Raw genomic sequence first — 15903 nt, 5'->3', positions numbered from 1 at the left:
TTCAAACATGTGACAACAATGTCAATGGCTTTCGCCAGGTCACCGCTTCGCTTGCCCGGTTGATCGCATGCGGCAATCCTCTGCCTAGCACCTGTCCCGCTCGGCTCCCATGCGTGAAAGACAACAAAGAGCATCGTTCTACGCAAGAAATGCGGCTGCTTCCGGCTCCTCTGCTTCAATATGCTTGCTGCGGACGTGCCGCCTGAAGACGGTCTTTGGTTTAACATTGGGTTCGGAATTGGATTTGGGGGTGGACAAGGGATGTTCCTCCCATCGATGTAGGGCTTGCTGTAGGGTTCCGGCCGGCCAGCAGGAAGTCGACCGTACCTCCAGATTCGGCACCGGAGCTGCCTTTGTCGAAGCCTATGTTTAAGGGATATTGATACACTCTATGTACGATTTGTATATTCCCCCGCCTGGTGTGGATAAGTAAAGATCCGACTGCGGGGTAGTGAGCTTTTCCTGACGATTAGATGTGACGATGGTGCTGCATGAGGGTGAAAGCGTTATCTTAACATCAGGGCCGCACGGCCCCGGAAGGCACTTCCGTGCCTCTTGCCGGGGCGGCCACCGGCTTGGCCGAGCTTAGGTCGTTACCAGCAAATCCTGGGTCTCCTGAGAGATCACCTGCTGCATACTGGACTTGATAATGTCGCAGCCGGCGGCCAGATGCTCCATCGAGACGGTCAGCGGAGGGATGATCTTTAGTACGCGGTCTCCTCTGCCGGCTCTTTCAATGATGAGCCCGTTCTCGAAGCTGATCTCCGTCATCCACTTCGCCCCGGTTTCATCCGTGAAGCCCGAGACGTCAATGCCCCAGATCAGGCCAAGTCCGCGGATGGCGATGGACGGATGCAGGGGCTTGATTTCTTTGTCAAAGAACGAGCGCACAAACTCCTCCTTCTGCTTCACCTGGGCTTCCAGGGCGGCTCTGTCCCGGAACTCGAGAGCGGCATTGCCGCCCGGCTTGTCGATTCCAGAGTGCGAATCAGTCAGGATATTCTCGATATAGCCGAGCGTATCCATTTCTGCGAAAGCCCCGTTCGGGTGCGGCATGAACGTAACTCCGCCCAGAGGAAGCCCCGCCCCTTCCCTCATGGACTTGGAGCTTGTCGCCGACAGGCTGCCGATCGACATGCCGTGGAAGCCGCCCATGAATGCGTATCCCGGTTCTCTTCTTCGCCTTGCGTGCGAGCTTAAGGTCCGCTTCCACCGCGCTCGTCCCCGTCGGACCGCAGACTTGAAGCTTGTAATTCAGCTTCTTCGGCTCCAGGATCCGCTCCGAGAAGCTCTTGAAGAATTCGCGCTTAGCCATTGTATACATATCCAGACCGTGCATAATCCGGTCGGAGGTCAAGTAATCGAGAACCCGGTCCTTGATATAATCGTTGTTATGACCGTAATTCAGTGCCCCGGCACCTGCAAAAAAATCAATATATGCTCTTCCGTCCTCAGAATATAACAGGTCCCCACCTTCTGACGTCATGGATCAACATATTCTCGGCTGTCATTTTCCACAATTGTCGGTCTCCGCATGCCGGCTTGCTGGGTAGCCAGTGGACTGGTCTCTCGCACACAGCTTGGATAGGTATAAAAACCATCCAATTCTATTTTCTATCATAATTGGAAAGTTGACCTAGGTAGAATTATATCAAAATTTCAAATAATGTATAGTAAAACTTCAGTTAAATTTGGTCAACACGGTGTTAATATTTTGCCTAAAAAGAGCGAATGGAGAAGAAACGCTGGGAATGGTTTGCCATCAATCGAGGAATTCGACGCGTGTCGACATTCAGGCGGGGTGCCGGCCGATTTGGAAGATCTTCCCTGTAAACATTCTCTGCCGGTGCTCCGGATCCTTGCGCTTTGCGATAACTTAACATGATTACCTGACGAATTTCTGGAAGCCTGGCTGGAAACGCGACTGGATGTCAGCTGGATATTCTGCTGGAAAATCCGTTGGATACTCGCGTTTAGGTCGGGTGTAACGTTAACTCCAGACGTTCCATTATCGTTCGAATGATCTCGTATGCCCGATCCGCATCCTTCTTGGGGATATATTGGCGCTTTACGGGTTGCGGAATGTGCAATAAATTTTATACTTTCTTCTTGTTTTACTGTAAGTAACATATCTGTAGTCATAATGATGGGAAGCTTATTCTTGGGGTCAGTTGGATGTTTAATGCCTAACTTTTGTGCAATATAGAGGGTTTTATCTAGGGGTAATAAAGGAAATTGTTCGCGAATATCAATCTCTTGCTCTGACCACTCCATTTGGTAATGATGTGCCAATTCAAAGTGTTCAGACAGATAATGGTGAAGTCGACCACTTTTCCAACCAAGAATTCGAGTAACTATCCCTATTGAAGGTACATCATGTACAGTCAACCAAGGTTTATATTCCGAAAAGTGGCCTTGACCTCTTCCTTCTTTGATTTTCCGTTGAATAGATGCTATAGATTTACTTGATCGAATTTTGTTCATTATTCACCTTCTTTTTAGAACTACTAAATCAGAGTAAAGTTCAGTTATCTTTTTCTACTCCTAAGATATATTTTAGTTTACTTCAAAATACAAATGTAGAATATAACAACTCACAGCTTTATACAATAGCAAAGCAATATTTTTTAGCTATATTTTACTTTGTATCCTATTCATAGCTACTCGTAGAGTACAGTAGGGTATGAAAAGCTATAATATGGGCTATAAGTAGGTATAATTAGTAAGCAGATGGGTCGGGTTAAAACCTATTTGATATTCTCAATAGAGGTGAACTCATGAATACTTTGGGACAGCCATGTAGAAATTTAAGACTACTCCATAAATGGACACAAGAGGAACTTGCTAATAAAATCGGGGTAACCAAACACGTTGTTTCTAATTGGGAGCGAAATGTAGCACGACCTGAAATTAATCATTTAATATCTTTAGCAGAGGTTTTTAATGTTACAACCGATTATTTACTTTATTGCTAATCAAATGACGTTCCCCTACTGTGTGGACTCAATGATACAATTCATTCGGACCTTAATAACGAGAAAATCAAAAAATCCTTTGATCTTTTAGCATTTCTAAATTCTGGTTTTCGAATTGAATTAAATGGGCGGGTATTAGAACAAGAAGATTTGAATCTAATCGGTAAAAATATTACCTTTTAATGGAGCATTTTGTCTCTCCTTTAAAGAAAAGATATAGTAAATAGAAAATTTTAGTACCCATTAGTTCACTTAAAGAAGTAGCGCCTCACACCTTCTTTTACAATTTAATTAACTATGTGTTAGCTGAAGTTTTACTTTTAGGGATAATCTTTCAATATTTCTTTTGCAAGTTTCATTAGTTGCACACTCTGTAAATAGATCTCTATGTTAAGACCTTGCAATGATTCTTTTACCACCAATCTACATTCTTCATAATCTTCAAATCCATTTCTTATGTAAATTGATTTTAGATCAGTTGGGGATCTAATGCTGAGGTTCCAACCGCCTTCTTTCAAAGCTCTTTCAAACCATTTCTCACATTTTTAATTTTTTTATGCATAAATGCCATGAATAATCGGTATACGGATAATTCGTGACTTTTATGTACCAAAATTAAAATGAGTAATTCTAAGACATATTATTAAGGAACTCCCGCGAAAGATTAGTACCGAACAATCTTCAGTTTTATAAAATCAATAATTTCATCTCTATCTTCTTTAGTAAGTTCTCGAAACAAAGAAATAAGTTCTAATTCCTGAGCTTCAATGGCTAAATTAAAAATAGTGTTCTTTGATACAGGCGTATCTTCAAAGATTAACCACTCTATATGAGAAGTGAAGTTTTCTTTAATTGCTATAATTATATCAAGAGAGGGTATGTATTTATCTTACTCCAGCTCACTCAACGTTCCTTGAGAAATTCCAATTATATTTGCAAACTTTATTTGATTCAAGTTGTTTGTTTTTCTAATATTTCAAATTCGTTGCCTATTGTAGACATAATTACCCTCCTAAGCTAAAAAGATCCCGATATATCATCGGGATCTTTCTTGATGTTTGTAAAATGACTAGTTCCAGACTTTTTTTACTGGTTCCACAGTTTTTTATTGGTTCCATACATCTTTTACTGGTTCCACACTTTTTTATCACCAGACAATTAGTTAGCGTTTTACTAACGCTTATTCTACAGTAACACTTTTCGCCAGGTTACGTGGTTTGTCAACATCATGACCCAGTGCAAGAGAAGCGTAGTAAGCCAACAGTTGGAGAGATACAACTGAAATTGCAGCAGACAGAATTGGAAGTGTCTTCGGAATGGCAAATACCTGATCCACAGACTTCAGCAACTCAACTGCGTGCTCTTCGTACGTAATCGCAAGAACATCTGCACCACGAGCCTTGACTTCCTTAATGTTGCTCACGGTTTTCTCCAACACGGATTCCTGTGTTACCAAAGCGATAACCGGAATGCCGTCTTCAATCAATGCCAGTGTACCATGCTTCAATTCACCCGCAGCATAAGCCTCGGAATGAATGTAGGAAATTTCCTTGAGCTTCAGGGAGCCTTCCTGTACTACAGCATAGTCCTGACCGCGACCAATAAAGAACAGGTGCTTGTGGCTTGCAATTTGCTCAGCATAGGCTTTGATCGCATCTGCTTTACCCAGCATCTCTTCCACTTGCTCTGGCAGGGATTCCATAGCAGCCAGCACATGAGCCACTTGCTCATCCGTTTGTGTGCCACGCACTTGAGCGAGATACAAACCAAACAGATAGAACGCAATCAACTGTGAAGAATATGCTTTAGTGGAGGCTACGGCAATTTCCGGTCCTGCCAGTGTAACCAACACATCATCTGCATCACGGGCGATGGAGCTACCGACTACGTTTGTAATCGCCAGTACATGAGCGCCATTTGCTTGTGCTTCACGCAGGGCTGCCAACGTGTCAGCAGTTTCACCGGATTGGCTCACCACGATCACCAATGTCTCTGGTGTTACGATAGGTGAACGATAACGATATTCAGAAGCCACATCATTTTCTACCGGTATACGAGCCAGACTTTCAATAACTGTACGACCAATCAAACCAGCATTGTAAGCTGTACCACACGCAACAATTTGAATGTTGCGGATATTTTTAATTTGTTCTTCTGTCAGCTTCAGCTCAGGAAGAACAACTTTTTTAGTATCTTTATCGATACGGCCCAACATTGTGTCACGATAAGCCTTAGGCTGCTCGTGAATTTCTTTCAACATGAAATGCTCATAGCCGCCTTTTTCCGCTGTTACAGCATCCCATTCGACATGAATCATTTCCCGAGAAATAAATTGGCCTTCGATTGTCATTAATTCGACAGCATCACTGGTCAAAACAGCCATTTCGCCATCGTTCAAAATAAATACATTGCGTGTATATTTCAGAATAGCCGGAATGTCGGAACCGATAAAGTTCTCGCCTTCTCCCACACCAATAACCAGCGGGCTAGCTTGACGAACAGCAACCAGCTTATTAGGCTCGTGCTCTGTCAGCACACCCAGTGCAAAAGCACCGCGCATAAAGGTAATTGCTTTTTGTACTGCTTTAACGATATCCCCTTTATATTCACGCGCAACCAGATGGGAAATAATTTCCGTGTCCGTTTCGGAAATAAAGGTATGACCTTCGCTGATCAGCTGCTCCTTCAGCTCCAGATAGTTCTCAATAATTCCGTTGTGAACTACAGAGAACTTTTGGCTCTCATCCAAATGTGGATGGGAGTTTTCATCAGAAGGCTTACCGTGCGTTGCCCAACGTGTATGTCCGATACCTGCATGGCCTACCAACGGCGTACCATCCAGTTTAGCTTCCAGATTCGCCAGACGACCTTTAGCCTTGGCTACTTGCAATCCTGAATCTGTAAACACGGCAATACCCGCAGAGTCATAACCGCGATACTCCAGCTTTTTCAATCCGTCAATCAATACCTCTTGCGTATTCTGATTACCAATATATCCTACAATGCCACACATATTCGTTATCCTCCCGATCATCATTTCACAAGACGACTCATCACAGGACTAACGTGTGCGGTAGATTGTGGAATAAAGTTCATTCATCTATGAAGTTGTCAATGATAACTATAGAATTTACAGGCATCTCTTCACGAATGTAACGAAATTCCCAAACCGCGCACGCCAATGATGATGGCCGCACATTCATGAAATGAATCTTATAATTTAGGTTATAAAATAATAAAGGCATCTACCGGTGCGTTGTGTAAACAGTTGCCTGTTCATTTTCCGCTGCCGGTTTACGGCTCGATGCTTCACCGGAAGGTCCCCGCCGAATGTTTCGAACACCTTCACCTCGTCAGCTTGTTTTGTCGTGAACCGATTTGCGAGCAACTTTATCTCAACTGAATCCGTTGCTTCTCCACCAAGTTCCCCCGCACAAAATCAAGCTCTGGCGCTTGTATTACGTTACCTTACAACCCTCGCTTTCTCTATCTGAGTCACAGCATCCCTATATTATATTCAGCTAAGTATCATTTGGCAATGACACTTTATTCATAATTACACCATGAAGGCCAAAAATCGTTAGTAAATAACCGCAAACGCCGTTGCCTGCTTCTTTTTCACAGGCAACCAACGTTTACAAAATTTTAAACTAATTCTTTCTTCACGACATCTACGATCTGACCGACAAATTGCTCCAGTTCGTCCTTATCCGGGCCTTCGGCCATCACACGAATAAGTGATTCTGTGCCTGAAGCACGGACCAATACACGCCCATTATCGCCCAATTGTTGTTCCACCTGCTCAATTGCTTCTGCAATGGCAGGATTCCCTTCGTAGTTACGTTTGTCCTGCACACGTACATTTACGAGCACTTGGGGGTACTGTTTCATGAGCGATTTTAGCTCACTCATTTTCTTGCCGGATGCTTTCAAGGTATCTACCAGCTGAATCCCAGTCAGCATGCCATCGCCTGTCGTATTGTGATCCAGGAAAATAACATGACCAGACTGCTCACCGCCTAGGTTAAATCCACCCCGACGCATTTCTTCCATCACATAACGGTCCCCGACCGCAGTTTTTGCAGTCTTGAGTGCCAGCTTTTCAGTAGCTTTATAAAAACCGATATTACTCATCACTGTCGATACAATGGTGCTGTCCTTGAGTTTTCCCGCACGGTTCATTGCATCTCCGCAAATGCAGAGAATATAGTCGCCGTCTACCTCTTCCCCGTTCTCATCAATCGCGATCAGACGGTCGGCATCGCCGTCAAAGGCCAAACCAATATCTGCTTTCAAGCGGCGTACTTCCTCTTTCAGCTTTTCAGGATGAGTCGAGCCGCAATGATCATTGATGTTCAAACCGTTCGGCTCGGCACCAATGGTGTGTACCTCAGCTCCCAGTTCTGCAAAAAGCTTCGGTGCCAGCTCATAAGCTGCTCCGTTAGCACAATCCAGTACAATTTTTAACCCTTCAAAAGAATGGCTAATTGTTGTTTTCAAGAACTCCAGATAATCGTAGCGAGAATGCTCGTCTACAACAACCGTTCCCAATCCACCGCCAATCGGACGAGGCAGTTGGTCTTCTTTTGCATCCATGAGCTCTTCAATTTTCAATTCCGTTTCGTCTGTCAATTTAAAACCGTCACCGCCAAAAAACTTAATGCCGTTGTCTTCAACTGGATTGTGTGATGCTGAGATCATTACCCCAGCGTCAGCTTTCAATTGACGTGTGAGATATGCCACCCCAGGTGTCGAAACAATACCTAGACGAACCACATTAGCCCCAATGGACAGCAAACCGGCTACAAGAGCCGATTCCAGCATCAGTCCGGATATCCGTGTATCCATACCAATAACAACTGTCGGTTTCTCTACATTACCTGCTAAAACATATCCGCCGCAGCGGCCAATGCTATATGCCAGTTCGGCTGTAAGTTCCTGATTAGCAACGCCTCGTACACCATCTGTACCAAAATATTTCCCCATGTAAAATGACTCCCTTTTTTTGTCTAATAAATCTTGATTATTTACTACAGATAAAACATGTTATGGCTGACTGTTCTCCGAGGTTCCATTCGCAGAAGAATCTGCGCCGTTATGAGGATTTGTTTTATCCTCCGCAGCTGCGTTGTCCCCGGTCTTAGCGTCAGAGTCCCCACCTTGACTGCCTTGCCCCTCCTGTGGCCTCTCCTGCCCCTTTTCGCCACTACCAGAGGGGTTTGATTCATTCTCACTATTCGGATTCGTTACAGCAGGCGTAGAAGGGCTCTCAATGTTGACCGTTGCCTTTAGTTGGCCAGCATTTCCGGCTTGCGTAATATATTTAGGCAAGCCTACTTTCAGAGTAACCTCGTGTTGACCAGCCGCGAGGCCACTTACATCTGCCACCAAACTAATATCATCATTGGTTAAATTGTTTACCATATCCTGCGGGCCCTTCACAGTAACATCCATCGTCTTACCTACGGGTGCTGTAACAGTCGTAGTCGCTTTATCTCCTGCACCTTGTAAAACGATTGGGATGCCTGACAGCGTCCGTTCCGTATCTGTGACTTCATTGGAAGGGACGACGGTCACCTGAATTTGTATTGACCCTGGCTCGATTTTATCAGAACCTGAGGGGGCTGCCAAATTAGCTTGAACTGTACGAGTCCCCGCTTCCGTGAATTGACTTAAATCCAATGTAGCCGTGACGTAAGAGCTGAGGCTGCTCAATACATCCTGCGATGCATATACCGCCGCTTCCTTCACGTTTGCATTGACTTTAGAAAGCGCCAATCCGTCTGGCAACTCTCCAGCATAGACAATCTTAACAGGCACAGATTTCGCCTGCTGAGTTACCGGAATTTCAACGGACACAGTGGATGGCTCAATGACCGCTTCTGTAAGTTCCTGTCCCTTTTTGTTATAAGCCTTCAGTTTTACACGCTTCTGTTCAAACTTTTCTGAGATACCATCCGTATTAACAGCCCCTTGAACGGCAGTAACGGTACTCAACTGGCTTTTAGGTAAGGTAACCTTCACGGTTTGAGGAGCAATTACAGGCTTCCCAAGCTGCAGTCCCCCATCTGGGTTTCCTTTAGGAACTATAGATACATTAAATGATTTCGTTTGTTTTTCCTCAATTGTCACTGTAACACGGTTAGGAGTCATAGACACCAACTCCACTCCATCCGGCAAGTCCGGTTCGAGTGACAATGTTTTAGTACCTGCTCCTAAGCCGTTTAAGTTTAGCTTTGCCTGATAATTATCCGCGAAAAAAGAAGTCAGCACAGAGCGCTGTCCTCTGACCTCCATCTTAACATGGTCAGTATCCATGGTAGATAATACATATTTTGAATCATCCAGACCACTAGCCTGAATGCCCACATTATCAATCACTTTATTATTATAAGAAACGGTCAGCGTAGATGAAGGTGTACCTGTATCTAGATGGACCATTCCCCATAGCAGGACAGCAACCGCAAGCGCCAATATCTTGGAAATCGTATTATTGTTAATCCATTTGTCCATCATGAATTTCCACGGCCTCCCCTCCGATTCCAGAATGAGCCGCGTTTTTCCTTCAAAGACGGTGTTGGCCGCAACTCCTCATACAGCTTGGAGATTAGGGATTCTTCCTTAATGTCGCGCACGACCTGTCCATTAATGGCCAAAGAAATTTGCCCTGTTTCCTCCGATACCACGACAGTTACGGCATCCGTTACCTCACTCACCCCAATCGCAGCACGGTGACGGGTTCCCAACTCCTTGCTGATGAACGGATTTTCCGATAATGGCAAATAACAGGCCGCAGAAGCAATCTGTTTATTTTGAATAATCACCGCACCATCATGCAAAGGCGTATTAGGAATGAAGATGTTAATTAGCAGTTCAGAACTGACTACGGCCTGTGTCTTGATACCAGACTCTGTATATTCGTTTAGCCCTGTCTCGCGCTCAAATACGACCAAAGCCCCTATTTTCCTACGTGATAAATAATTCAGCGCCTTAATCATTTCTCCGATTAACTTGTTAATCTCTTCATCATCCGCAGACGAACGCCCAAATAATTTGCCACGCCCCAACTGCTCCAGTGCACGACGCAACTCAGGCTGAAAAATAATAAAGATAGCCACCACACCAAAGGTGAACATCTGGTTCATCAACCACTTGAGCGTATACAAATCAAACCAGGTGCTAACCGCCCAAATGACAACCAGAAACAGAATCCCTTTCAACAATTGAACTGCACGCGTTCCGCGAACAAGTAAAATAAGCTGATACATAATATAGGTTACGATCAAAATGTCGATAATATCTTTAATGGACTCTTTCCAAGTCAGGTCCGCAAAATAATCCAACATGCGCATGCCCCCGCAATTTTCTGTAGTGAGTGGGTGTAATATGTACACAGTATGCTCTCTCTATCTAGGTTATAACGATCAGGCTCACGTTGCAAGCTGTGTGACAAAAGAACCGCTAAAATCAGTAAAATACAGTACAATTCGCCAGCTTCATATACAAAAAAACGCCTTTTCCAGCGGAAAGAGGCGCTCGATATTGTCCTTGCCATTTCAAGCTTCTTTTATGGAGAAGAGGGTCCCCCGAATAAATCAGTAACCTTGTACCAAATCCAATCCAAGGTTTGATCAATACTTTTAACCTGTCCTGCAATATGGGCGGTGGACGCTTGATAATAAGAACCATCAATCACAGTTACATTTCCTTCCACATCACCGTATACACGGGCTTCACCATTTTGCACTGTTAAATCTCCGGCAATGGATTTCCCTTCAGGCACAATCACAGTATCACCCTGAATAACGACTTGATCCAGTTGGCTTCCTTTGACTACCAATTGATGGTCCGTGCTAGAAAAGCTGGCCATGCTTGAGCATATAACAATAAGGAAGAAGGCAGCGGCTGTTACAGCGGGATGCCTTTTCACCCACGTCAGCATAGGCACCGCAGTCTGTCTTTTATGCGGCGGCAAAGCATTCATAATGCGAAATGTCAGCTCATCCGATACACACGGCACTTGATGATAGCGTGTACCGTAAAGCATCGCATCCGTCCGCTCCAGCTCTTTAAAACGCATGCGGCATTCCGGGCAGTTTAACAAGTGCTGTTCCAACTCATGTTTGTCCTGCTCAGACAGGTCGCCATCTAGATAGTCATGCATAAAAGAGACGGCTTGTTTGCAATCCATATGAGCCAATCCTTTCTAATATTCTTCCGTGTTTCTCAACATAACATGCTCCGGCTTAGAAACTTTGCTCATCTTACATACGTTACAACGAGCATTATGTTTCATAAAAACATTTATGCAGACTCTTTTCCTAGAATCTATGCGTATGATCTATAGCTTGTGCTCCAGTTTTTTGCGCAGAAAATCCCGCCCCCTGTGTACTCTTGTCTTAATAGTGGTAACTGGGAGATTGAGCACATCGCTGATTTCCTGTAAGGAAAGCTCCTGCAAGTACCGTAAAACCATAATCGTTCTGTATTTATCTGGAAGGCTGTCAATGGCGTCATGAATCAAAGCCTGCGTTTCGGACAGAAGCGTACTCCCCTCAGGGGTAAGCTCTTCACTGGCGAGCATGGCGTACCCATCGACACCTTCCTGATCATTCATTTCAGCATCAAGTGAGTATGTAGGTTTTCTCCTTCGCAGACGATCAATGCACAGATTTGTAGCAATTCGATAAATCCAGGTTGAGAACTTCTGTCCATGATCATATTTTTCCAAATTACGATACACACGCAAAAAAGTTTCCTGCACCAGATCCTCCGCCTCATGGCGATTACCTAGCATCCGGTAGGAAAGATGAAAAATCCGATCTTTATATAACTCGACTAACTCCGCAAAAGCTCGCTGATCGCCTTTCTGTACCAGCCTTACCAAGCGGCTTTCCATATTATCCACTCTATACTCCCCCAGACTTGCTGATGGGTTACTTATTACATGTTTATGATTATTCATCGTAGTTTAATTTTATCCAGAAATCAACTGTAGTATTGTTACTAACTGCAAGCACACCTGCCATCAATATACAAACAGCACAATCGGGCACCCCATGAGTACCCGATTGCCTGTTTTCGTACAACCGTACTATATCAGCCCGTATTTCTTAAGCCTGCTGCAATTCCGTTAATTGTCAACAATACCTCACGCAGCATTTCAGTGTCATCACCGTTCTGATCCCTCAGCTCCCGTAGCTCACTTAGCAATTGAACCTGCAAGTAACTTAACGGATCGACATAAGGATTACGCAACCGGATAGATTCCTGAATAACCGGCACATCGTCCAAAATCTCGGATTGTCCGGTTATTTTCAAAATCAACTCAGATGTCAGCTTGAACTCCGCTGAAATCTGCCCGAAAATACGCTGCCGGGCCTCTTCGTTATCCGACATCCCAGCGTATTCTTCTGCAATCAGTAAATCCGCTTTAGCGATTGCCATTTGCAGTGTATCAATAAGTGACCGGAAGAAAGCAGAGTCCCTAAACATCGTTTGCAGCACTTTAAGGTTATCCTCATTGTTTTGATAGAAGCTTTGCAAACCTGTTCCAGCCGCATACCATGCAGGTAACAAGTAACGGCTTTGTGTCCATGCAAAAACCCATGGAATGGCGCGTAAGTCCTCAAAACGTTCGCTGTTCTTACGCTTGGACGGACGAGATCCAATATTCAGCTCGCCCACCTCAGGCAACGGTGTAGATTCTTTGAAGAAGTTGAAGAAATCCGGATCTCGGAAAATCAAATCCTGATACTTATCCAGTGAAACTTGGGAAATGCGGGCGATAATCTCCTCCCAGCTCTCCTCAAACACTTCCTTCTTCCCGGAACGATGATATGCCACAGCTGTAATCAGCGCCGATGTTGCCTGCTCCAAGCTCCGGTACGCGATGCCTCTAAGCGAGTATCGGGATGATAGTACTTCACCTTGCTCCGTGATTTTGATTCCGCCTCCAATCGTATGAGGAGGTTGAGCCAAAATACTGCGATTAAGTGGCATTCCTCCACGACCCAGCGCACCTCCACGACCGTGGAAAAACTTCACTTTTACACCAAACTCATTAACTACTTCCGTAATGCTGTTCATAGCGACCCGAAGTTCCCAGTTCGCTGTAACCACACCGCCATCTTTATTACTGTCCGAATATCCCAACATAATCTCCTGAAGCTGGTCCATCGCAGCCACAGATTGTCGATATACAGGCAAGTTCATCAATCTTCTCATAATATCGGGTGCAGCGTGCAGATCATCTATCGTTTCGAACAAAGGGACGGATTGCAGCGTACAGATAACAGTGCCATCTTTCTCGATGCGGAACAGGCCTACCTCTTTGGATAAGACCATAACCTCCAGTAAGTCACTGGCTCCCTGAGTCATACTGATCAAGTAGCTTGTAATGGACTGCTTGCCGAATTCCTCCTGAGCCAAATAAATCGTACGATATACGTCAAGACATTCCTGTGTGCTATCGCTATATTTTAAATACGGTGAAGTAATCGGACGAGGTTCATTCAGCAGCTTTTCCAGCAGATTTATTTTTTCCTCTTCTGACAGCTTACTGTAATCCGACACAATATTCATTTTAGACAGTATTTCAGTCATCGCGTTTTCATGTTCCTGACTATGCTGACGTACATCCAGCGTAGCTGTATGGAATCCAAACAACTCTACCTGGCGAATCATCTTTTGAATATATGTGTTTGCCACATAATCGGCAAAATGATGACGCAGGCTGTTATCAATAACATTTAGGTCTGCAATGAGCTCTTCCGCAGAATTATAACGCTCATGGGTACCCTGTTTGCTTTCATCCAGAATGTTGTTCACTTTAGCAATCATATATGCCAGTTTAATGCGGTAAGGCTCTTTTTCGTTATGCCATACTTCCATCTTTTTAAGTGTAATATGAGTACGGTCTTCTTCAATAGAAGCTAGCAGATCATCGGAAACTCGCACAATGCTGGTGCTGAAACTCAAGTAACCCATGAGTTCCTTTAACGTGTGCTGATATTCTCTCAAAGCCAACTTGCGCTGCATACGTAACGTTTCCCAAGTCACATGAGCTGTCACAGACGGATTGCCGTCCCGGTCTCCACCGATCCAGGAACCAAATCTCAGATAAGTAGGTATGTGCCATTTTTGTTCGGGATAATATTTGTCCAAACATCGTTCCAATTCTTGGTACACATCTGGCAGTACATGAAACAAGGTCTCGTGAAAATAATACATTCCATTTCTTACTTCATCTAATACAGTTGGCTTGCGATCACGCAGCTCATCTGTCTGCCAAAGCGTAATTACTTCGTTTAGCAGATTCTCCCGTACCTGTTCCCGCTCACGTAAGGTAAGCATCGGATTATCCAGCAGCATGACGTCCTCGGAAATGCGCTTGTGGATATCAAGTATTACTCGTCGTGTCGCTTCTGTAGGATGTGCGGTCATGACCAGCTCCAAAGAGAGCTCATTCAGCAAGTTGCTAACGTCCTCGGCGGAGAAGCCCCCTTGTTTAAGCTCCTGAACGGAACTTTCAATGGAACCAGGTTGAACATCTTCACCAGCGGAATGCTCATAATCCCGCTTACGACGAATACGATGGTTTTGCTCAGCGATATTCACCAACTGAAAATAAATCGCAAACGCGCGAATAACCTGGTGACGAATATCCGTATCCAGTCCGCTGACCATTTGTTTGAAATTCTCATACAACTCCGGTTGATACCCGGCACGTAACGATTTACTTGTCTCACGTATTTTCTCCACGATATCCAAAAGTTCGTTGCCACCCTGATGAACCAAAACCTCACCAAGAATATTCCCTAGAAAACGAACGTCCCGCCGCAGCAGATTGTTGGATTGGTTTTTGTTAGCGGTTAACGTAAGCTCAGTCATGCTTTTCCCCCCATCTGATCTGTTCCACACCATATACAGTTGTAGCAAAGGTACGTATACATACGAAATTTGACACTTTCTTAACATCATACAATAAAACCGCATGAAAAGCTGCAAAATTTACAGTAAAAAATCATGTTTTTGAAATACTTCTTTTGAGAAAATATTGGATTGTTATGCAAAAAGATGAAATTAATAATAGAAATGAATGTATACACTAGTGATGCGTGAAACATTATGCACAGTCTCTTATAAAGAGTGTGGTTTTAAAGGTGCAAATTCATGCAACATGATGTGTATATGTTTATTAATTGTTGACAAAGTCAACCCCATTATCCCTCTATCCACAAAGATATACACAAATTAGCCATTTCCTTAGTGTTTCTAGGGCATTTCCTCTTTAAGACTTCGCTTTTACCCACATAAATAAAAGGGAATGTGCACAACGCAAGAGCAGATGCAGAGTTATCACCATGAATTCGTACCATAATAGCTATAGGATTCCTATATTCAAAGGATTTGATCACGAAATTAGCCTTACTGCAGGAGAAAAGGGGTACGCTAGAGGGGAAATTCGGGATCTAGATGTCATAAGAACAAGAGCCTATGTACAATATGCACAAGTCATCCCCAACTGTGCATGACAGGAGACATAACTGCATTAACTTATATACATAGAAGTAAATGTAATGTGGACAAAATAAAAAGAAGCCTTTCGGCTTCTAGGTGATCGGTAAGCGGGTGATGGGAATCGAACCCACGCTATCAGCTTGGAAGGCTGAAGTTCTACCATTGAACTACACCCGCAAATTAGTATCGGGATGACACGATTTGAACATGCGACCCCCTGGTCCCAAACCAGGTGCTCTACCAAGCTGAGCTACATCCCGATATTATACTTTTTTAAATATGGCGCGCCCTGAGAGATTCGAACTCCCGGCCTTTTGATTCGTAGTCAAACGCTCTATCCAGCTGAGCTAAGGGCGCAAATATGGAGCGGACGACGGGAATCGAACCCGCGACCCTCGCCTTGGCA

Annotated in this window: 10 protein-coding genes, 3 tRNA genes and 1 pseudogene; 1 reads left to right on the top strand and 13 read right to left on the bottom strand. The window is 44.2% G+C overall.

Annotation, left to right across the window (positions count from 1 at the left end; genetic code table 11):
- Position 1: 1 nt before the first annotated feature.
- The 3 genes and pseudogenes from WA407_RS25305 to WA407_RS25295 all read right to left on the bottom strand — a co-directional run bounded on the left by WA407_RS25305 (position 2) and on the right by WA407_RS25295 (position 2484).
- On the bottom strand, positions 2–124 hold the full coding sequence (locus WA407_RS25305) for a hypothetical protein (RefSeq protein WP_336078661.1): 123 nt from the start codon (positions 122–124) through the stop codon (positions 2–4).
- Between the two features lie 461 nt (positions 125–585).
- A pseudogene (locus WA407_RS25300) lies at positions 586–1471 on the bottom strand (aminotransferase class III-fold pyridoxal phosphate-dependent enzyme); the annotation flags it as partial.
- 224 nt (positions 1472–1695) lie between these two features.
- Positions 1696–2484 carry a hypothetical protein gene (locus tag WA407_RS25295; RefSeq protein ID WP_336078660.1) on the bottom strand — a complete coding sequence of 263 codons (789 nt, stop codon included), beginning with the start codon at positions 2482–2484 and terminating at the stop codon, positions 1696–1698.
- 293 nt (positions 2485–2777) lie between these two features.
- Between WA407_RS25295 and WA407_RS25290 the strand changes: the two genes are divergently transcribed.
- Entirely contained in the window at positions 2778–2975 is a 198-nt protein-coding gene (locus WA407_RS25290; RefSeq protein WP_336078659.1) for a helix-turn-helix domain-containing protein, read from the top strand.
- Between the two features lie 1180 nt (positions 2976–4155).
- On the opposite strand, the gene glmS is transcribed toward WA407_RS25290, so the two are convergent.
- From glmS to WA407_RS25240, 10 genes are all read right to left on the bottom strand, one after another.
- Complete coding sequence (glmS, locus tag WA407_RS25285; protein WP_061832056.1) at positions 4156–5988, bottom strand: glutamine--fructose-6-phosphate transaminase (isomerizing); 1833 nt, start codon at positions 5986–5988, stop codon at positions 4156–4158.
- 632 nt (positions 5989–6620) lie between these two features.
- The gene (glmM, locus tag WA407_RS25280; protein WP_013312125.1) at positions 6621–7961 is read right to left on the bottom strand and encodes a phosphoglucosamine mutase; all 1341 of its coding nucleotides are present in this window, start codon (positions 7959–7961) and stop codon (positions 6621–6623) included.
- A 60-nt stretch (positions 7962–8021) separates the two neighbouring features.
- Positions 8022–9491: a CdaR family protein gene (locus WA407_RS25275; RefSeq protein ID WP_336078658.1), complete on the bottom strand. Its 1470-nt coding sequence runs from the start codon at positions 9489–9491 to the stop codon at positions 8022–8024.
- The gene (gene cdaA / locus WA407_RS25270; protein WP_013312127.1) at positions 9488–10321 is read right to left on the bottom strand and encodes a diadenylate cyclase CdaA; all 834 of its coding nucleotides are present in this window, start codon (positions 10319–10321) and stop codon (positions 9488–9490) included. Before cdaA ends, WA407_RS25275 begins: the two co-directional genes overlap by 4 nt.
- Before the next feature lie 221 nt (positions 10322–10542).
- On the bottom strand, positions 10543–11166 hold the full coding sequence (locus WA407_RS25265) for an anti-sigma factor (protein WP_103050377.1): 624 nt from the start codon (positions 11164–11166) through the stop codon (positions 10543–10545).
- 150 nt (positions 11167–11316) lie between these two features.
- Complete coding sequence (gene sigW / locus WA407_RS25260; protein ID WP_016818747.1) at positions 11317–11883, bottom strand: RNA polymerase sigma factor SigW; 567 nt, start codon at positions 11881–11883, stop codon at positions 11317–11319.
- 191 nt (positions 11884–12074) lie between these two features.
- Positions 12075–14867 carry a phosphoenolpyruvate carboxylase gene (gene ppc / locus WA407_RS25255; protein ID WP_103050378.1) on the bottom strand — a complete coding sequence of 931 codons (2793 nt, stop codon included), beginning with the start codon at positions 14865–14867 and terminating at the stop codon, positions 12075–12077.
- A gap of 736 nt (positions 14868–15603) precedes the next feature.
- Positions 15604–15674, bottom strand: a tRNA-Gly gene (locus WA407_RS25250).
- A 9-nt stretch (positions 15675–15683) separates the two neighbouring features.
- Positions 15684–15757, bottom strand: a tRNA-Pro gene (locus tag WA407_RS25245).
- 20 nt (positions 15758–15777) lie between these two features.
- Positions 15778–15854, bottom strand: a tRNA-Arg gene (locus WA407_RS25240).
- Positions 15855–15903: the final 49 nt, after the last annotated feature.

This window comes from Paenibacillus sp. 203 (genome assembly GCF_037027525.1).
Taxonomy (GTDB): domain Bacteria; phylum Bacillota; class Bacilli; order Paenibacillales; family Paenibacillaceae; genus Paenibacillus; species Paenibacillus polymyxa_B.
This window is presented reverse-complemented; position numbering and strand designations above follow the sequence as displayed.

Coding starts and splice junctions, on each gene's coding strand:
- WA407_RS25295 (WP_336078660.1), bottom strand. CDS start 2,484: ATGAACAAAATTCGATCAAGTAAATCTATAGCATCTATTCAACGGAAA.
- WA407_RS25290 (WP_336078659.1), top strand. CDS start 2,778: ATGAATACTTTGGGACAGCCATGTAGAAATTTAAGACTACTCCATAAA.
- glmS (WP_061832056.1), bottom strand. CDS start 5,988: ATGTGTGGCATTGTAGGATATATTGGTAATCAGAATACGCAAGAGGTA.
- glmM (WP_013312125.1), bottom strand. CDS start 7,961: ATGGGGAAATATTTTGGTACAGATGGTGTACGAGGCGTTGCTAATCAG.
- WA407_RS25275 (WP_336078658.1), bottom strand. CDS start 9,491: ATGATGGACAAATGGATTAACAATAATACGATTTCCAAGATATTGGCG.
- cdaA (WP_013312127.1), bottom strand. CDS start 10,321: ATGTTGGATTATTTTGCGGACCTGACTTGGAAAGAGTCCATTAAAGAT.
- WA407_RS25265 (WP_103050377.1), bottom strand. CDS start 11,166: ATGGATTGCAAACAAGCCGTCTCTTTTATGCATGACTATCTAGATGGC.
- ppc (WP_103050378.1), bottom strand. CDS start 14,867: ATGACTGAGCTTACGTTAACCGCTAACAAAAACCAATCCAACAATCTG.